The 18,862-nt window shown below is 54.6% G+C and carries 13 protein-coding genes; 1 reads left to right on the plus strand and 12 read right to left on the minus strand.

Annotated elements, in window-relative coordinates; translation table 11 throughout:
* Positions 1–12 precede the first annotated feature (12 nt).
* From ACX3YD_RS32670 to ACX3YD_RS32680, 3 genes are read right to left on the minus strand one after another with little or no spacing between them, the layout of a single operon-like run.
* Entirely contained in the window at positions 13–1,128 is a 1,116-nt protein-coding gene (locus tag ACX3YD_RS32670) for a DUF7146 domain-containing protein (RefSeq protein ID WP_013100917.1), read from the minus strand.
* A 47-nt stretch (positions 1,129–1,175) separates the two neighbouring features.
* Complete coding sequence (locus ACX3YD_RS32675) at positions 1,176–1,799, minus strand: DNA primase (protein ID WP_169870535.1); 624 nt, start codon at positions 1,797–1,799, stop codon at positions 1,176–1,178.
* Positions 1,796–2,104 carry a hypothetical protein gene (locus tag ACX3YD_RS32680; RefSeq protein WP_033050417.1) on the minus strand — a complete coding sequence of 103 codons (309 nt, stop codon included), beginning with the start codon at positions 2,102–2,104 and terminating at the stop codon, positions 1,796–1,798. Before ACX3YD_RS32680 ends, ACX3YD_RS32675 begins: the two co-directional genes overlap by 4 nt.
* A 411-nt stretch (positions 2,105–2,515) precedes the next feature.
* Here ACX3YD_RS32680 and ACX3YD_RS32685 point away from each other — a divergent pair, with 411 nt between their 5' ends.
* Entirely contained in the window at positions 2,516–3,202 is a 687-nt protein-coding gene (locus ACX3YD_RS32685) for a hypothetical protein (protein ID WP_169870537.1), read from the plus strand.
* A 232-nt stretch (positions 3,203–3,434) separates the two neighbouring features.
* Here ACX3YD_RS32685 and ACX3YD_RS32690 read toward each other — a convergent pair whose 3' ends face one another.
* The 9 genes from ACX3YD_RS32690 to traV all read right to left on the minus strand — a co-directional run bounded on the left by ACX3YD_RS32690 (position 3,435) and on the right by traV (position 18,855).
* Positions 3,435–4,154, minus strand: a complete 720-nt coding sequence (locus tag ACX3YD_RS32690; RefSeq protein WP_262384240.1) for a nuclease-related domain-containing protein — start codon at positions 4,152–4,154, stop codon at positions 3,435–3,437.
* Positions 4,155–4,190: 36 nt separating this feature from the next.
* Positions 4,191–5,243 (minus strand): TraU family protein, encoded by a 1,053-nt coding sequence (locus ACX3YD_RS32695; RefSeq protein WP_084342246.1) that lies wholly within the window; start codon positions 5,241–5,243, stop codon positions 4,191–4,193.
* The gene (locus ACX3YD_RS32700) at positions 5,230–6,471 is read right to left on the minus strand and encodes a TrbC family F-type conjugative pilus assembly protein (protein WP_458962158.1); all 1,242 of its coding nucleotides are present in this window, start codon (positions 6,469–6,471) and stop codon (positions 5,230–5,232) included. Before ACX3YD_RS32700 ends, ACX3YD_RS32695 begins: the two co-directional genes overlap by 14 nt.
* Complete coding sequence (locus ACX3YD_RS32705; protein ID WP_013100911.1) at positions 6,465–7,037, minus strand: S26 family signal peptidase; 573 nt, start codon at positions 7,035–7,037, stop codon at positions 6,465–6,467. Before ACX3YD_RS32705 ends, ACX3YD_RS32700 begins: the two co-directional genes overlap by 7 nt.
* Positions 7,037–9,502 (minus strand): type IV secretion system protein TraC, encoded by a 2,466-nt coding sequence (gene traC, locus ACX3YD_RS32710; RefSeq protein WP_013100910.1) that lies wholly within the window; start codon positions 9,500–9,502, stop codon positions 7,037–7,039. Before traC ends, ACX3YD_RS32705 begins: the two co-directional genes overlap by 1 nt.
* An 11-nt stretch (positions 9,503–9,513) precedes the next feature.
* Positions 9,514–10,227, minus strand: a complete 714-nt coding sequence (locus tag ACX3YD_RS32715; RefSeq protein WP_013100909.1) for a DsbC family protein — start codon at positions 10,225–10,227, stop codon at positions 9,514–9,516.
* A 118-nt stretch (positions 10,228–10,345) separates the two neighbouring features.
* A complete protein-coding gene (gene traA, locus ACX3YD_RS32720; RefSeq protein ID WP_458962159.1) occupies positions 10,346–10,690 on the minus strand; it encodes a TraA family conjugative transfer protein in 345 nt (114 codons plus the stop codon).
* A gap of 139 nt (positions 10,691–10,829) precedes the next feature.
* Positions 10,830–18,224 (minus strand): DUF4165 domain-containing protein, encoded by a 7,395-nt coding sequence (locus ACX3YD_RS32725; protein ID WP_458962160.1) that lies wholly within the window; start codon positions 18,222–18,224, stop codon positions 10,830–10,832.
* Between the two features lie 130 nt (positions 18,225–18,354).
* Positions 18,355–18,855 carry a type IV conjugative transfer system lipoprotein TraV gene (traV, locus tag ACX3YD_RS32730; RefSeq protein ID WP_013100906.1) on the minus strand — a complete coding sequence of 167 codons (501 nt, stop codon included), beginning with the start codon at positions 18,853–18,855 and terminating at the stop codon, positions 18,355–18,357.
* Positions 18,856–18,862: the final 7 nt, after the last annotated feature.

Below are 18,862 nucleotides of genomic sequence, written 5' to 3' on the forward strand. Positions count from 1 at the left end.
AAGGCCAGAGGCCTATCGCTGTGCGCGATAGACCTCGTGGCCTAGGAAGCCGAGAGAACCACGTTCACGAAGAACGTCATTCCAGTCGACACCTTTGGAGCCGTCAGGGATGGGCATGTCGGGCAACATTATCTGTGCCTTGATCCCCATTTCCCACAGACGTTTTTTCAAGGTCAATGCCGCTTTCTGGCCACCCTCCTTGCGGTCCTTGTCAGCCCAGATTCGGACTGCTTTGGTGCAGGCTGGTGGTACGAAGCTCTCCAACAAGTAGGAATTCACCAAGGGCCATACTGGTATACCCATGGCTGTTTCCACCGACAGAGCTGTTTCCAATCCTTCACATACATCCAAGACTTCTCCTGGATGCGATGTTGGCACCGCACAACCGGGAAGCTTGCGGTTGCTGGGAATTGGAAACATTTTTTTCGGCTCCGCGAGATCGGCTTTCTCACCCTTCATCGTCAGGTAGTGACGGTTGATGGTCACAGCCTGGCCTTCAGGATCGATGAGCGTACACACTATCCCTGGATGCTTAGAACGCTTGCCGGCTTTGTCCTTGTAGGTCAATTCCGGGTGAAAGCGAACGTAGCGGCTCAGCTCTGGTCGATCCCAAGCAAGAATGCCTCGGGAGCGAAGATAGAGCCTTGCTGGTTCCGCTGATGGGTCTGTGAGAGGAACGGTTCCCTTCCACAGGTTGCGCATAGCTTCACGCAGCCAATCGTCTGAAGCCTCTGGTTTTGCTGGGGCTCGCTCCTTTCGGATTACAACGCTTGGGATAAATCCATCAGCGGTGCGTCCATACGGGTCTTTGACCCGGAGCAATGCTCCAACCTCCTGTAAAGCATGGTGAAAGCTCCAGCGGTTGACCCACATCAGCAAGGCTATGCCATCAGCCTTGACTCCGCAGGTACGGCAGATACCACCGCTCGACGATCCAGCCGTCTTGCGGAAAATCTTAAACCCGTCTTCCCCACCATGCACCGGACATGGAACCCCACGTCCTGCTTTTTTGTGTGCCGGCACCAATGAAGATGCGAGGCTTGCGTAAATGTCATGCCAGCGGCCATCAGCGGCTACCAGCACATCTTGCTTCTCTGGGGCGTAATTGCCTTCTGAGTCTTTGGACATGGGTACCTCCGTTTGGTTGAGATGCGCCCCGAAGGGCGCATTGCTGGCTATTTCACGATCTTGATTTCCCAGGAGTTGCGGTATGTATCAACCCAGTCCTGTTCTTTCTTGCCGTCGACATCGACCTCTTTGAGCACTTTCACGGGGGTTTTCCCGAGGAAGGTCAGTGAGATAACGTCGCCTTGTCGCGCACCGGACTGGCGGAGCTGAGCGCTAAGCTCAATCCCCCAAACTAGGTGCTCACCGATCCGCAGGAAGAACGAGTTTCCGTTCTTCTTGCGGAACCGATACGGCGCAAATCCAGATCCACGGTATTCACCTGTCACGGACTTGCCTGCCACACCCTGAAAGTTGATCTCAGTAGCACGTGCGCCATGGTCATCACCGCCTTCGGCGGATTCGACTATTGACGCTGTTTCTTGGTGCTCGGGCTGGGATTCGCGAGGGATGAACTCCCCTTTGATCTCGCCCTGCTCTTGGTTCTCGATCGATGCAACCTGGTTGCGGCCTTGCGGCCGGTACAGTTTGTTGATCACCACCGGTTCAAGCGCCTGGTGCATCGTTTCATTGGTTTCTGGCTCGGGAAGCTTATGGGCCAGGCGCTCTGAAACAATGCATAGCCCTTGTGGCAGTCGGAGATAGCTTGGAACATCGAAGTCAACACGGATCATTTCTCTTCTCCCTGGCGACGCAGGTAGGAGGGAATGTAGTAGTTGTCATAATCGACGCTGCTACACCAACGGGCGTTGGGTAAGGTCTTGGTTGCTTGAGGAGCCGAAGCCTTCAGACAACCGCGTAGGTAGCTCAGAACACCACGCAGGATCTGCTCAGCATTCAGGATCACCACAGCGAGGAACACGCAGAGTGTCAAAGGCAAAACATGCTTTGCAAACTGCGGTGCGTATACAGCTCCCAACATAGCAACGAGGAAGCCAAACGCGGTCAGCACTTTAACTTTGAGGGTTGTAGATGCCATTTTTCAGTTCTCCATTTTTTTAGGAACGGAGAACGCCCTAACGGGAGTTCCCCGTCAGGGTTTTTTTGACACAAAAAAAGGAAGCCCAATGGCTTCCTTTTTTGATCGGCGCTACGCGAACGTAGGCTGGGTTTTTAAGCTGATAAGCTCAGCTTGGCTTGCTCCCAGACGCATACACGTCTTGGGTACCAGTGGCAGCAGCATGCTGTCACTTAGGGTCAATGGCCTCCAGGAGGCAAATTCTTAATCGACCTTGGCCGATGAGTGCTGCAATTCTCGCTGCCATTTCAGTCTGTCGTCAACCAGAAAAACTCACCTCAAATTCCGACGCTATTCGTGCGTGAAATCGAAATCCAGAGGCTCCGCAAGCTGGTGCAATAGTCTGGCCACCAACATCCGGAGAAACCGCTAATGGCGACCGCTCAACCACAACCGACGAAATACCAATACTCCAAGCCATCCCTCAAAGGAAAAATGGTATTGAACACGGAGCAGGCAAAGTTCTTCGCCGGCAACCGTTTCGATAGCCTCATGACGGCCCTTTTCATCATCGACGTTACGTCCCGCAAACTGGCGAAACGCCTCAAGACCTTTGATCACAAAGCGGTGGTTGATGCGGTCTCGAAGAAGATCGAGCGCATGGAAGTAGCCGTGCGTGACGAGTCTGAGCGGATGGACGCGCTTTTGAAAAGCTTGGGCATCAAAGAGCTTGCCGGGTACAGCTCCCCACTGACTCGTGAGTTCGAAATCACCAGCCCAGAAATCAAGCGGATGAGCAGTCTGCTTCAGGCATTTGACCATCTGATTATCCAGGTCGATACCGCCTGGCTGCATGAAAAGATCGATAGCTCGGAAGCTGACGAATTCCGCGCCACCAAGAGCAACCAAATGGCCCGGCTGATCCGCTCACTGGTTGGCCTCGGTCAGAGCGCTCGAGCAAAGGCGTACGCCAGCAAGGTTGCAGAACTCCAGGAAGATATCGAAAAGGCAGAAGCCCAGGCCAGCGCCGAGAAGGAGCAGCGGGAGGCTTCCGGTTACATCGAGCCGGACGGCAATGCAGACGCCCTCGATTCGCTTCCTGAAGAAGCGGTTGCTTGATAGCGCCAGTAATGAAAACGCCCCGCAATGCGGGGCGTTTTGCTTAGGAGGTTCACCATGGTTGATGATCTTACTTCCACACCGGCCAGATCCAGTAGAAGACGCAAACGAGCGCCGGATCAGCCTCCCCTACGCGAATCCACCCCACTGTGGACAGAAGAGCTGGCCACCGACGAATCACTTGAAGCGCCGCCAGAGGCAGTATTTTGGGATACGGTCGCGATCATCTCTGTCACTGCTGCTGTTCTTGTTGGGGTGGCGATAGGTGTTCCTCTCGGGGTCTATCTTCATGGCACGTTGTAGATCCATCCTCGCCTCGGCGCTTCAGCTTTTCGACATGTCGTCTTGCAGCCCAATACCCCCCCTTGATTCTGCGCTCGCTCAGCGCCCGGCAAATTGACACCACATGGCCCCGAGTAAAAACCGGGGCTTTGTAGGACTGGATTTTACGAATCACGCCCCAAATGCTGTAGACCCGCTCAGGCATTCCATACGTGAAGCTGGCCTGCCCTGCCATCACTGCGTAGCTGTGGATTTTCTGAGAGTGGACTCCGGTGACCTTCTGAACTGCCTTCACGTGTGCGTAGTTCTGCATCAGCGGGTTTTGCACGCGATATTTCCTTCGGCCGACAATCTGCAACCAGCTCTCGGGGGCTTCTGGGTAGGTAATGATCTTTCCCTTGAAACACTTCGTTTCCAGGACAAAGATTCCGTAGCGCGACACGATGATGTGGTCAACCTGTGTCGACTCTCCCCTTGTCTTGCCACGATAGATCGCGTTGGCGAACACCTTGTATTCGCCACTGAGGCATAGGCGGAGCATGAAGTTCACCTTGTACTCCCCCCACCACCCTCGGTAGGCAGGGAATTCAAGTAGACGAACGTGGGCGATGCCCGCGAGAACCCCCAGAATCAAAACCGGGGGCAGGTACAGCATTAGAAAGTCATTCATACCATCGCAAATCCGCCCTTACGGGCGGATTCTCCATTAGAGCTTCGAGCAGCAATCTGTCCATCGCCAGAACATGTACATGGCATCGTTCCCAGTACCTGGAACATGCCGACTAGGCCCACCCTCCCAAGTCTGCGGCGGTTCTCCGAGCCACATTGCTCTGCTGTTCTGCGACTTTGGCCAGAACTGGGTCACTTTGTACTGGCTTTTCGGAATCGTCGGGTAGATACCCGCCTTGCACACGTTTTCATCACCCATAGTGCGTCGAGCGAGGCCCCTGCGGTGTTGCTGAGCGATCACTCGCGCAGCCAGCAATGCTGTCGTCCGGTTTGCATCTTGCGCCACGGTTACGCCGGCAAATGGGTAGATGCTCCCCCATGTACCGGTACACCACCAAAGCGACTCAAGAGGTTCCTTTCGAGCGGTAACCAGCGCGGATTCGGCAGCACAGGCCGCAATAGCGATTGGGTTTGCCACGGCCGCGGACTCAGGGTGCTGGAAGAAAGCCAACGTACCGTTGTTCCAGGTCGGGTCGATCTCAGTGAAAGAGATGATATCGAGGTCGAGATAACCGTCCGGGTTGCATTTGGTAGGCGTGTAGAGATCGAGGATCTGAAGTAGCGGAAATGCATACAGATGCGCGTGGTAGAACGACCCGGCAGCCTGACCTGTCTGGGTGCTGTTGTCCTGCCGAAGTCGGCCATAGCTGCGCTTGTTGCCAAGCGGCAGCGTGACACCACCTAGGGTTGGCGAGCAGCCTGGCTTACGGACAGTTTCAACCATCCGTGCCGGCTCCCACATTGCAGTGATGATTCCGGGCTTGTAGATCGAGGATGAGCCTTGCTGGCAGATGCAGAAGACCATTTTTGTAGCCTTCGCGGGGGCTGTGCCGGGGGTTATTTGCACACCAGAAACACGAATTGGGAAGAGGCACGCCCAGCAGATGTCGGTGAACAACTTCGGACCAAAAAGGCCAGAGTCCTCACACATCACCTCTCCGGAAGAGGACGCCTCAGCCGCTATCCCTGGCAGGGAAAACATGCCTGCAATCACCAGAATTGCGGCGGTTATTACCTTATTGATGCTCATGATTGGCCTCCTCGAAGGCTGTTTGAGCAACCTCGCGGACGATAAAGTTTTTGGTGTCGGCTGTTACGACAGATGGGGCTCGACGGATTTGGAAGCGCTCCGCCATGTCAGGCGGCAGCAGGTACAAGGGCGCATCCAGGCTGTCCTGAACGCTGTTGAACAGATCCCAACCAGAGGCAGTGGGTATCTGAGTCGCCATCACAGTGACGGTCAGATTTGCCCCATGGTCTGCATATTCACGCTTCGCCAGGGCAACCTGCCAAGGTTGCGTCGGATCAATCACGACCAGTTTCTGGTCAAAAGGCATCATGTCGAGTGGATTAATCCTCCCTGCCTTCTGAACAACCCTGCCTTGGCTATCGAGAATGTCATCGGGAACAATGACCGATGCATCGACGAGGCGGGTGGCACTCTCCGTTACCGGCGGCAATGGATGCCCTTTGTGGTTATCCCAAAACCGGGCGATTGCTCGCTTTTTCATGGCGTCGGTGTCCAGTTCTGCGATGCGCTGTTTCGCAACCTCCATGAGGTCTGGCTCGATGATTTCCTGTGTGGAGCCAATAGTGCCTAAATCCCCCCGCTTGCCCTCCTTAACCGCTCCCTCGATATAGCTGACAGAAGACGACCCAGCAGCTTTAGCGATCAAAGCATCATTCGGTGCTTCGAGAGCGACGGTGGGGACGGCTGAAACGCTATGACGCTGGAATGCGAGAGGATCGAGCAGAACACTCACAGTGCTTTGCGTCTCTTGCGTGAGGAGGTGCATTTTGGTCACAGCATCGCCCATCGACATACCATCAGGAATGCCTCGAAAAACGATGCCAACACCAGGCAGTCCGTCAAAGGACAGCAGTATGTCTTTGAGGGCAGTTGCCCCCATCGACCACGACACGAAAATTAGAGTGCGGTTTCCATCGCCCAGGGGATGTTTTTTCTCGCGATCTGAGCCATCTGCGCTGGCGAGCCCTGAATCGTTCTGCTGGGCTTCTTCATCACTGCCTTGAACGATAGCCTTTTCGGCCATCTCACTCACCCAGCTCATGTCATCTCGGCCGCTTACTTCTTCGCGCGCGGCTTTCGCATTTCGGCTGATTTCCCTGACCTGATCGAGGAGCGCAGGATCGAATTCATTGATGTCGTACTTGCGAATGCCAAGGTCATCGCCGGCGATGGCCATCGTGCAGCTGAAGGCCAGCCCAATGCACATGGCTAGTTGCTTTTTCACCATATTGGATACGCCTTCCCGATGATTTGGTCTGTCGACGCTGAGCCCCAGTAGCGGGAGTCGAAAGAGTCTGGCGTGCGGCCGAAGAACCAGTAACGGCCCTCGCCTATTTCCCCTTCCCGAACGTATTTCTGGGGATCAATCCCGTGCTGGCTGGCTACCAGAAGCCCTTTGCCTACGGACACGCCATTGATGGTTGTTTCATCAAGCGTGACCTTGGCGCGATCGCCAGGCATTCCCTCAAGCACCTTCACGATGATCGTGCCGTCAGCAAAGATCGGACTCAGACCTTTGGAGTGAAAGGCATAGATTTCCCCTCGCACCAGGTCATCCTGCTTTTTATCGATGATCCATAGCCTGTAAGGGGGCAGGCATAGGGAGTCCTGGCTAGCGATAGCGATCGAATAACGGGATGCCAGCAGCACAACGCTGCCGGCAACCACTGCGGAAAAGAGTAGGCCTTTGCCGAGAAAGGCTGCCGAGAGTCGCTTTGGAGCTCGATCTCGCTCAACCTTCGCCATTGCCCTTCGCACCTTGGCCTCAATGCTGAAGGGGTTCGACAACGCCATTACGCGACTTCCGCCGGATTAGAGCTGTACTCGACACCTCGGTCACGGAGCACGCGCAGAATTGCCTCATCCTGCGGAACGCCGGTGAGCGTGTAGTTTCGGATCGCCTGCACATCTTCAGGTGCGGTCGAGTAGAGGAGGATCGAATATGGGTCCACCGTGAGGCGCACGATACCGGCCCCGCGGGGGGTGAGCATGAAGATCTCTGAGTAATGCCCCTTGTACGACTTAACAGTCTTCAGGATTCGATAGCCACCCTCTCCCAGCGGCAGACGCTTGTTTTCCTGGATAGCATCAATAGCTTCGGCCTTTTGACCGAGTAGGAGGGTGAACGCGGAGTTTTCAGCAATGGCCTGTCCGACTTTGTTCTGATAGAGGTCGTTGACCCCCTGGGTAATGACAATGGCACTACCGCCATATTTCCGGAATCGCCGGTAACCGTGCTCAATGAATTCACCAACGTTGCCCTGGGAGAGCAGCGACCAGGCTTCATCAATGATCACAATTTTCGGGCGGTCACGCTCACCAAGGTACATGTCCTGCTGGATTTGGTAGATCAGCTGAAGGAGCACAACTTGCTGAAGGTGTTGGCGACCCTTCAGTTCCTCAAGCTCGAGTACGGTGAAGGGATTCTTGAAGTTGAGATTGTTCTTGCCGTTAAAGAAACGGCCGTACTGCCCCTTCGAGGTGAATGCGAAGAGCTGATGGCCAATGTCTTGAATACGCGGGTCTGGGTCGCCAAGCAGAGAATCAGCGATGTTGTCGACGATCATCGTCTTGCCCAACTCTTCCCAGCATTGCGTGAGGTGCCTCTTTAGCCCGGCGGTTTGGAAGTCGATCAGGGGCACGGTTGGGGCAGCCATAGCAGAGAGCAGCCCAACCAGGACATCCTCTTCCTCGCTGTAGTCTTCAATCAGCTCGAAGGGGTTGAGACAGAGATTCGACTCCTGGTCAAAGCGTGCAAAGTCGCCCTTGTACGCCTCAGACAGCTTTAGGTAGGACAGGCCCACGTCGATGACCCACACCTTCGCTCCAATGCTCAGATACGACGTGATGAGATAGTTGGTCGCAAACGACTTACCGGAGCCCGACTGGGCCGCGATCATCGCGTTGTAATTGGTGTCGGAGTCAAAGAGGTTGAAGCTAACCGGCTGACCGTTTCGGGAAATGAACGGGGCCACTTGGGTTCCAGTGCCCTTCCAATCGCCATAGATCGGCAGCAAAGGTAATGCCTGGGTGAGGCTCAATGTCTTGAACCGGAACAGCTCCCTCATCGCATCCGGGTCGGCACACATAGGCAGGGAGTTCACGAACACGGGCAGCACACAGAACTTGTCCTCCATGAGGCTGAAGCCCTGCGTGGCAAAATGGCTCTTCGCATTCGACGCTGCCTGAATGAGGTCTTCCCGGTTCCGGCCGAATACCACGAGGGTCATTGTCGCCTGTACGTTGGGAAGCCCTTTGTCGAGATCTTCAAACAGCGTGTCATAGGCTTCCTTCGTCTTCCGTAGAACGGGTACGAAATGCACCATCGGGCCGAAGCTCTGGTTGATGGCCCATTGGCGGCGCTTCGACAGCTTGTCCTTTGTTTCCAGCTGGGGAGGGAAATACAGGGTCATGTTGATGATGCAGTTACCCCGGATTCCGCCGCGCTGGGACAGAATGTCAGCGAGGTACTGAGAGGCATCGCCCTGCCACATGACATCAGGGAAGCGCTTGGCCGACAGCGTTTTTACAAAGCAGTCATCTCCGATCTGAAGGTGGTCTTTCTTCACGTCGAGGCTGCGGTTGTAGTCGAGGATCTGCTCATTCAGGGGCTTGTCTGTGTCCGCCTTCATGTCCGGATCTTCGCGCCACGACGCCGATGGCCCTTGGTTCAGGATGGAGGAGAAAATTTCACGGTAGGAATCGTTGGTGAGCGGCACGGCTGCCAGGTTGCAGCTGTCCAGCGAGGTTCGCAGTCCGTCGAAAAGCTCCTTCGCCGCGTTCGCTTCTGTCTGGGTAGGCAACGCATTGGCGATCGGAATTGTTACGGATACGACCAGGCTCTGTTCACGAATGCGTACACCTGAGATTGAATCAACTGGGCGCATGGTTCGGTCACTGAAATACTCGGCCCGCGCGTTCGTCACTTTCTCCAGCAAGGCTTGGGTTTCCACGGGAAGGTCAGTGCGGCCAGATTCACGGAAGGCCCGACGCAGGCGAAGGAATCCCGTCTTCATCTCATTGATATTTTCAGTGCAAATCAGGCTGAACTGGATTGTTGTCTTCTCAGGCCAGTCGACCGTCAAGCCAGCCTTCAGGCGGTCGCCTTCATCCCCGTTTGAGCCTGAGAGCGGAGAACACAGGAATGCGAATCCTAGGCGGTTCCCTTCCAGCTGGAACAGGTAAAGATTCGGCTCGTAGGCGAGGCCGTTGATCAGCTTCGAGAGCCGCGGTGTTGAGCGGATAAGCGCTTTGAGCATTTCTGAATTCCTTAGAGGGTGCGATTCGATTCAATCCAGGCGCGCAGGCCTTCTTCAGGCTTGCCTTCTCGGGTCAAACCGTCATCACGAATGAGGAAAGGGACATTTCGAGCGCCAAGAAACTGAGCTGTCATCCGGCGCTTCGAGATCACATCCAGATCACACTGCGCGGTTGGGAGCTGTTCGAGAGGAGTTTTCATGTCGCCGGAAGCTCCGGCTTTCCACGCAGCAACCTTGTCTTTCGCGCAGAGGAGTTCTTTGGTGCGCACCGCGCTCTCTTGGCTGAGCAGCGGCAACATCAGCACGTCGAGTCGATACCCCTCGGGAAGGGATGAGCGGGCTTGTTGAATGATCTCTTTGCAGAAACCACAAGCAGGGTCGGAGAACATGGTGATTGCTTTCTCACCGTTGCCGACTGTGAGAGGGGCGAGATCCTTGAAACCGAGGTTGGTCTTATCCACTGGGATGTAGTGGGCGGCGATCCGAGCATCCTCGATGGTTTTTAACTCTTTCTTCGCCCACACGTCATAAACCGTCCCCTGGATGATGAATCGGCCGGTATCGCTGATGATGGCGAATTTGCCGTTCTTCTCGATCGCCAGCATTGCAGACGCAGGAAGCATCACTACCTTGTCTGCGTTCTTGTCCGCAGGGCTCGCTGCTACTGCGGTGCCAGCCAATGCAAGCAGCGTCATAGCAAGAATGGTTCGGGTTGGTTTGAACATGGGCTTACCTCCTGAGTCGATTCACCCAGAGTATTTGGCCCGGAAAAGAAAAGGCCTCTTTTTCAGGACGTTTTAGCGTCGGAAAAAGAGGCCTTTCAGAGAGGCGTTCTGACTGAGATCAGAAGCCTACAGGCAGGGCTTGGAGAGCGTTGGTGACTACAGCTGCTGCTGGGATAGTTGCCGACATTACCGACTCGATAACATCCGGCGCAGCATAGAGGCCAACGCCGCCGCCAACGCCAGTAACGAACGGCATAAGCGATTGGCGGAGAACGCCCGCGCCGATGCCGGTGAGGACCATCAGACCGATCAGAATGCGGCCGAGGGTACCTTGCATCCACTCGGTCAAGGTAATCCACACGCTATCGAACGTATCGCCGCCGGTACCGGCGAGCGCGGTACCGGCGACCACCATTGCCGCTGCGATGGCCATCGTTTGGAGGGTTGCTTTGTTGACGTGCATTGGTCTTGCTCCTAGAGGTTGACATGCGCAGGGGCTGCGCTCAGGAGACATTTTTCGTGCTTTCCGTAAGCCTGTGTTTCGCTTTCAGGCGCATTTGTCGACGGAAATTAAAAAGGGCCGCTTTATGCGGCCCTTCTCTTTACTTGTTGGAGACTGGAGGCGATTCCGCGCCGGAGTTATCGATACCTACAAGCGTAATTACCGGCTCGCCATCTGGATAACGCCACATTGGCACAGAGATGCTGTTTGAGCTGAGAGCCTGCTGCTCACCATTGATGAACCAAAGGTTTTTGGCCATGCGGCCATCTTCATCAGTACAAACGGCTTTTGCCAGCCAGGAGGTTCGACCGACCACAAGCTCCAGCTTGCAGACCGGGGGCTTGTTCCTTGCCACCGAGATGTCAACCTGGCCTGTTGCTGTGTGCCCCATTGCGCTGGCGACATCCAGTTTCACCGTATACACGCCCTCCTCTTCAAGGGTCGCTCGCCCATAATCCCCTGAGCTTGATAGCGTCTCCCCGTTGAGACTGAACGTTTTGCTGAGTATCTGATCCTTGGGATGCCCGCCGGTGATTGATGGTCGGATCAGAACGCCCAGCGGGGCACGATTCGCGTCGTTATCCCCACTCCAGGACAATTTCACATCCCACGGAATAGGCTCCAAAAACTCCATCTCTGTTTCGGCATAGCTGTAGTTGCCCCGCGAGTCGGTGATATGAGCACCGAATGTGTAGATCCCCGGCTCAGTCAGTCGAACGATGCGACTGGTCTGGCTGGAGTCCTTGATCATTTCTAGGCCGGCGTAGGGTGGGATATCCCACTCGATGGTCAAGCCCTCGAACTCTCGGAACAAGCCAAGAGAGCGAGCCGTCATGGTCAAGTCTGCCGGCGCATACTTGGCTGAGTATTTGGTGTTGATCTTCCACTCAGGCCAGTCGTACGACCAGAAAATAAGACGGTGCTGAGTTAGGCCCAAACCGCCTCGATCCTCATACCCATTGATCCAAGATCGGACGCTGATGTAGCTCTCTTCTTTCTCCATGTCCTCCCGAGTTGGGGTGTACTTCACCTCAGTGGAGTCGACGACTGTGCCGTCAGGCAGGATGAACTCACCATCCATTGTCATATCCATTTTCGGGTACGGCATCATCAAGTTGGCGACCCAGGTAGCTTCCTTTCCTACCTCAGGACGGCGCGGCCCGATGATCTGGACACGAGGCGGCCGGACAGGTCTAAACGCAACGCCTGCGCGGAGGGTTTTGTAGACGCGCTTATCCTCTGGTGAGTCTGAGTATTTCAGCCTGGCCGTGAGGTACACACGATCAGCAGAGTTGCGGCTCAGCCGGTAGGAGCCCTCCCCAGCGGCCCAGGTTTTACCGCGATCCTCCGACCATTCCACAACCATTCCGGTCGTATCGAGCGCATTACCTTTGATGTCAGTGAGCGTGAACGTACCGCTATCACCAATAAACACGTTTGCTGGGCCTTTAAGGCGGGCAACGGGCACGACATAGGCAATAACTTCAACGGTAGGGGTCATGGATTTCGCGCCGCTATGACGGTTCGTCAACTCTGCCCTCAGCAGATATGTACCCCGCTGAAAGACCATGCTGAGCCGTTGCGGCAGCTTCGCATTGGCCTCAACGTCCTCCCACGTCACGCCGCCGTCCTTGCTCATTTCCCAGCGCACGTCACCAAGGTCTCCTGACTGGTAGCGATCGTTGGTGACGGCGTAGAAGCTGCTGCGAAGAGGAGCTGGGCCGATAACCCGCAATGCCTGGATTGAACCATCGAGAGATTCGCCGTTGAGAACGGAGAGCACCATTGGCGAGCCCGACTCCCGAATCAGCTCGTATTCCGGCACAGGGGAGCGAACACGCGCTTCTGCAATGATGCGAACCGCTTTGTTCGTCAGCGATTGTAGATCGATCTCAAACTCAACCTCCCCGTTCTCGTCGATGGGCTCCCAGTTTGTCATCGGCTCATAATTCACTCCGGCAGTTGTCGAAAGCAGGCGAATATCCCAGTCGCCCATGCTGCTCAGCCGATATGCGTCCTCCATGTAGCGGGTGTCCTTGATGGCCACGCGGATTGGAAGGCTGACCGTATCCAGGACAGTTCTCTCGTCGTTGAGAATGACAGGGAGAATTTTGTCGTGAGGGACCGCCAGGAGTGACGCGGTTTTGGTCGACCTCATCTCTGGCAACGCGGTGTATCCAACGTCAACAGAGTATGGCGTTACGCTCCACAGGGGAGCCTCGGCCCCCTCGATGTAGCGCGTAAACCGCTGGGCACGACCGTAACTCGGAATCGTAGACCGTTCGATCACTGCATCCGCCCGATTGATCGCCACGTCCAAGGAAGCTGCGATTGCAGTCACTGATGCGCTACCAACATAGCCGCCGAGTTGTGAGACCGAATACAGCCCTTCTTTCACCAGGTTGCTTGCCGGCATATCGATTTCGATTGCCGGCGGCTCGATCACGTTTACGGTGTGCTCTCCGTAGCCAATATCGATTTCCTGACCACTCGGCGTAAACATGGATGCCTTCCAGGAGATGTTGTTCGCTCCAAGCAGGGTCATTGTTCCTTCCGCGAGTGGCGTGACTGTGTTGCGTTGCTGGGCCATGCCTTCTGGCATCTGCATCCAACGGATAAGGCACGATGGGCGGCTCGACCATTGCTGAGCCGTCTTTTTCGCAACGCCTTCGTTCGCCGTTGCATCACACACAGGGCCATCCGTGTGACGGAGCAACAAGGAAAGTTGCTGCACCTTCTGATAGGCCTCTGCCGGTGCTGGCTTCAGGCCAAAGCGGATCTGATCTGCAACCGGAAGGATCTTCAGGTCACGAGTGAAGCTCGCAACCTTGTGCTTCACGCCGCTAGGGTCAAACACATAGGCGGTAGCCTCGATAGTCTGGTTTCCCAAAGAACTCCCGCCGGCATCCATCATCAGGTTGGCCAAGGTACTAGCGTTGCGCCATTCATCGGGGGTTTTCGTCCAAGTGACGTAGCAAGCACGATCCTGAAGTGCATTTTTCGGCTTCGCGACAGCTTCGCTGGTCAAGATGCTGCATGCCCCATTGCTCGGGCTGAAGCTGATTTGAGCACGGCCGGACGCTTGCAGAATCTCCCATGCATCAGCCGTCAGTACGCCCTCCGGAGCCCATACGGTTACCGGCACGGAATAGACAGGGCCGGTCATATCGGCGCGACTGAGATAGACCAGCGCCTGGCCATCGACCCCAACATCCAGGCCACCTAAACGGGCCTCCAGCAGATCGGCAGTCATTTTCGTAGGTACCAGACGCATACCAGTGCCTTGAGAAAGCTCACGATGCTCCAGTGTCACCCCAACTTTCGAGTCAGGCGTGACGATGGCGATGATCTCGCCGCCGAGAGCCTGAATCACTTCCTGGTCGGGAATTCGGAGCGCATAGGCACCCAAGCGGGTCGTCATTTGGTGCTTCACGGCCGGGATGCTCGGGGCCACCGAGGTAGGCTGAACTTCGCGGTCTTTGAACATCTCCCAGGCCGGCGAAAGCTTCAGGACAACATCTTGATCGACATAGAGGCCATCCTGGTCAATGGCACGAATCTGTACTGAGGTTTCAGCCTGGCCATCGGTCTTATAGGTGATGCTCATTCCCTCCACCGTCACGTGGCCATGTGCTGGCTGTTTGACGACTTGCAAGGTCTGCGAGCCCCAGTTGTTCGGATCGATCACTTTCAGATCGGCCGTTCCACCGATTCCTGCATACATCTTCACTGTCGAAGGGGTGATACCCGTTGGTGCAAAATTGAACTGAGTAACAGTGACCTTCCCCTCTCCTTCTACACTGAGCCCTTCCTGATCCGTGGCGCTGAAAGTGAACGAATCTTCCCCATAGAAACCCGGATTAGGGGTGTACTCCATACGGCCATAGAACACACGGACAGTCCCGTGCGTCGGGTTCGTGAGGATCTTGAACGTATGGCTGTCCCAGAGATTGATGTCATGCACCTCAGGATCAACCTGGTCACTCACTTGCCCTTCACGGGCCTGAATGGTTACTCCCGTCCAGGTAGGGGCGTAATTGAACTTCGCGACATTCACAACCGCGGTGGCTTCAGCCTTCATCCCAGACACGTCTTGCACGCGGTACCTGAACTCATCGGGGCCAACGTATCCAGTGTTCGGGGTGTAGGTGAACCCGGTAGGGGTCGCGACTACAGAGCCCTGGGACGGGCTCGACAGAACTGAATAGGTTTTCTTCTCCCACGCTACCGGGAAGTCCTCTATGGGAGTTGCGTCCACCGATGAGCTTTCGTTGACGCTGACCGTCAGTTTCGTTGTTACAGGCGGCTCTATTACCTGAATGACCGATTGCCCCTCTTCGAGGGTGATCTTTTTCCCGGTGGTGTCGTAGACGCTAGCCGTCCAGCGGATCGGGTGCTGCCCGGAACGGGTGAAAACGCCGGTCAACTCAAGAGGATCGAGCGCTTTGATGCTCAGGTCTTTCGGGATGACCGAGAACTCAATCAAGCACTTCAAGGCACCGCCGCTCATGCCAGCACTCTTTGCCGCTGCGTCATCACCAGTGATCGAACACGTTGGGCCCGAGCGCTGCGTCATGGTGACGGATGCAGTCTCAATCGCACGAGTAACACTTTTCTCATGCAGCGATTGGATGAAGGTTGTTGAGCCGGTCGCAGCTTTGACGCTCAGTATTTCCTCACCGCTGCTCAGCAGTACCTTTTCCGTACCCTTGTTGAATACATAGAGGGAATAAGCAACCTTCTGCTGGCCTGCGTCGAGGACTCGCCCTGTCAGCTGAGTGACCGGGTGCGGTGCACCGGAAACCTCTACTTGCTGAAGGCCTCGGGGAATGCTCGTCCACTCAAGCAAGCAGATGGGCGACTTGATGGGATCGGCAGACCTTGCCACCGCGGAAGATGTCGTTAGAGGGCAAATGCTGCTGGCTGAAGCGGACAGCTTTACCGTGGTGTCAGTCATTGCCTGTACAGGATTTTTATTGTTGATGCCAAGCGTGACCTTGGGCATCCAGGTATTGATATCGGCATACACCACAGGAGCATTCGGCGCGGAGGTAGAAATGATCACACCATTACTTCCGGTAGCTCCCTGAGTTACCGGAACAACAGGTAGCGATATCTTACCGCCGGTACTGGTGAAGTTGAGTTGGCTAATCGTTACCGTTGCTCCCGGATTGACGAGAACACCGCCAATCTTTAGAGGTGTTGCTGCGTCAGACCTGAGCGTTGCCAGCAGATCATAAACACCAGAAACTGGCGTGCCGTCTGCAAGCTTTAGCTGTTCGCTGTTTATCACCACAGAGCCATCGTTTCGATTGAACTCTTTTGGCACCGCAGGGATATTAACGAGACCGTTTACATGACCAACGATCCCAGCCATCTTAGGGCTGTAGAGGAACGTGGTTGAGCCAACACCCTTGTTCTGTTGTGAGTCCTGCGCATTGACTCTGAGCGTATAACTTTCTCCAGCCGTTAAGGATGGGAATAGGATCGGGTACTCAAGACCGTAGGTAGTCGCATTGAGCTTGCGAAACGAAAGTGCAATCGATTCGTTAGCCGGCCCCCCAGTCAAGCTAATCGATGTAATCTTTGGTGCAGGGTCTTTATTGTCAGTTACCGTGAAGGTGATTTTGTCGAGTGTATCGATAGAATCACTCGCACCCTTGCTTACCGTAACAACTGGTTTTGTCCGATCGCTCTGGAACTTGAAAAGAGGTAGCTTCGTTATTGCGCCTAGATTTTCGCTAGCAACACCAACAAGATCATGGGAGCCTTCCGGTAGGGTTTTCAAATCAAATTCGTACTCAAAAAATTCACCAGATGACGATGTAAGTTTCTTGGTTACGCTAAGTGTTGTACCGCTTGAGTTTTCGAGCCATGACGCACTGTGACTAAGAGCATTTTGGTATGCGCCCTGCTGCGGCTGTCTGACGTTTAGAGTCAGAATCATACTCGACGAGTCGTATGTGTAACTAAGGATTGGCAGGTATAGGTCGTTCCACCACACATTCGCCCATTGACCAGTTGCGCTCAACGAGCCGTCTGCACTCTTCAGAACAGCTTGGTCATGAAGGTATCCAGACGTGCCTTTGTTCAATGGGCGAGTGACAGCGATTTCGCACTGGGTCTGCCCGGCAGGTATAGTACATGTGCCCATATGAGTAGCCACTTGATCGAAAGGGCGCGCCTCGACGGTATACCGAACTTTCGTGACCGTGACAGGCAATTCCTGAGGCGAAACTACTCTTCCCGAATAGCTGAGCCAGCCTTTGTCGCTAAAATAATACTCAACACGACTGATTACCGGCGTTTTAGGTGCAGAGGAATGCAATACCAAATCGTATCGAATAGTCCCTTGAGAACCCCACTCGCCAAAGTTAGAGAACTTGATGTAGTTATTATCCTCTGCTCGATATGGAAGCGACCCGACAAGGTAAACATAGGCCGAATCCTCACCAACAATCTGGTTCTCTCCAAAACTGTTTGTGAAGCGTATACCTCCTTGCCGGTAGGTATGCCAGTTGCTCTTTGGGATTTTCCATGCAAGCCGTATCGGGTTAGTTTTGACATAAGATCCGGCGACATAGGGAACAAACCCCTTTAGGCCGGGCGCGAGAGTAGTAGAAACACTTGGGTCATACACACCAAACGGTTCAGTGGGCGCGTTGGCAATGTTGTCAAACATTACCTTCTGACGTTTGGTGGCCGTAGAGTTACCTGCTTTATCAGTGACAACAAACTCCAGTCCAAATACCTCATCCAAATCTGAATCAGGAAAGAAATTTGTTCTGTACTGAATTGAAGCCGTTTTGCTCTCTTCCGAAAACAGAACATTATGCGCTTTATAAAGAGCACCAGACTCCCGATATACGTTAGCGGTGACCTTGCTAATTCCCGATGTGTCAGATAACCCATCCAGGACGAAGCTCGAATATGTCAAAGCATCGATTGCTGCAAGGCCGAGTTTCCAAACTTCGCCAGTGAGAACGGGCTCACCCCATGTATATGGGCGCGGGGCAAATGTACCTGCTACAGGGCCAGCAGTATCAATAACGAGGGGAACATTTTCAGTTTGAACAACAGCTCCAGCGCTGGACAGAATTTCTGTTTTTACGGTGTAGCGTCCATCAGGTAGCTTCGGACTAACAAACTCTTCGGCGTAGTAGTTTTCGCCGTTGTATGAAATAACGTCGCTCGCACCAAGAACCTTTGAACTTTCCTTAGTGAAGACAGGTGTGGCGGCACCGTTAGCAGTCACCGCTATGCGCAGTTTTCGGTCAATACCACCGCTAACCATGAACGATATGCCAGTGGAGGGGTTGATAAACCCTGTGCCTGGCTCCGTATTGGTTTGAACCCCAGCATTGTTCGTATAGCCGTATTTAACAAGGTCGGCATACGCACCATTGATTGGCACAATGGCCAAAGCGATAGCGCCCAGAAGCGCACCACTCACTTTATTGAGGAACGATGGCCCTCGGGTCTTTGTCGTACCCATCGTGGAACTCCTTTAACTCGCGTTGGCAAGCGAAACCTTAGAGTGTGTTTTGTTAGGTCTTGAAACGACCAAATGCGCCTGCTTTCGCAAGGCGCATTTCTGCTCAACCGCCGGCACTTCGTTTAATGTTCTACTTGGCAGAATTAGCCTGCGGCGGCTGAACGATCGTGAGGGGACGCAAGGTTGGTGTTGCCTGAGGGGTTCGAGCACCGATCTCCCAGCGACGCGCTTCCACTTCGGTATAAATGAAGCCAGGAACATACAGATCGCCTTTCTCGTCCTCCCATGGATCAATTGCGATACGCATGACTACAGCCTGCGAGCGGATCGGAAGAGGATTTCTCGCTCTCATCGGCATTGGGGCGTTGTCCGATCCTTCTGCGATAAGCACGCGCGTTGCGCCGGTACCTGTTGATTTATCACTGCCGGCCTCAACGCCTTCTTGTTCTTGCTTCAACTGGGTTTTGTAGTCATCACCCTCAGTTGCCGAATAAACATCTTTTGCGGACATGCAAGTAACGCCGCTCGGCATACCTTTACATGCATACTCACTTGAGCCTACGTTGAGAAGATTCGTGCAGCCAGTAGTCAATGCAGCAATTGCGCTTACAAGGATAATTTTCTTAATCATCACGATT

This window comes from Pseudomonas fluorescens group sp. PF-1 (genome assembly GCF_054481335.1).

Excerpts from the sequence above, each read along its gene's own strand:
- ACX3YD_RS32670 (WP_013100917.1), bottom strand. The coding sequence starts at position 1,128 with ATGTCCAAAGACTCAGAAGGCAATTACGCCCCAGAGAAGCAAGATGTG.
- ACX3YD_RS32675 (WP_169870535.1), bottom strand. The coding sequence starts at position 1,799 with ATGATCCGTGTTGACTTCGATGTTCCAAGCTATCTCCGACTGCCACAA.
- ACX3YD_RS32680 (WP_033050417.1), bottom strand. The coding sequence starts at position 2,104 with ATGGCATCTACAACCCTCAAAGTTAAAGTGCTGACCGCGTTTGGCTTC.
- ACX3YD_RS32685 (WP_169870537.1), top strand. The coding sequence starts at position 2,516 with ATGGCGACCGCTCAACCACAACCGACGAAATACCAATACTCCAAGCCA.
- ACX3YD_RS32690 (WP_262384240.1), bottom strand. The coding sequence starts at position 4,154 with ATGAATGACTTTCTAATGCTGTACCTGCCCCCGGTTTTGATTCTGGGG.
- ACX3YD_RS32695 (WP_084342246.1), bottom strand. The coding sequence starts at position 5,243 with ATGAGCATCAATAAGGTAATAACCGCCGCAATTCTGGTGATTGCAGGC.
- ACX3YD_RS32700 (WP_458962158.1), bottom strand. The coding sequence starts at position 6,471 with ATGGTGAAAAAGCAACTAGCCATGTGCATTGGGCTGGCCTTCAGCTGC.
- ACX3YD_RS32705 (WP_013100911.1), bottom strand. The coding sequence starts at position 7,037 with ATGGCGTTGTCGAACCCCTTCAGCATTGAGGCCAAGGTGCGAAGGGCA.
- traC (WP_013100910.1), bottom strand. The coding sequence starts at position 9,502 with ATGCTCAAAGCGCTTATCCGCTCAACACCGCGGCTCTCGAAGCTGATC.
- ACX3YD_RS32715 (WP_013100909.1), bottom strand. The coding sequence starts at position 10,227 with ATGTTCAAACCAACCCGAACCATTCTTGCTATGACGCTGCTTGCATTG.
- traA (WP_458962159.1), bottom strand. The coding sequence starts at position 10,690 with ATGCACGTCAACAAAGCAACCCTCCAAACGATGGCCATCGCAGCGGCA.
- ACX3YD_RS32725 (WP_458962160.1), bottom strand. The coding sequence starts at position 18,224 with ATGGGTACGACAAAGACCCGAGGGCCATCGTTCCTCAATAAAGTGAGT.
- traV (WP_013100906.1), bottom strand. The coding sequence starts at position 18,855 with ATGATTAAGAAAATTATCCTTGTAAGCGCAATTGCTGCATTGACTACT.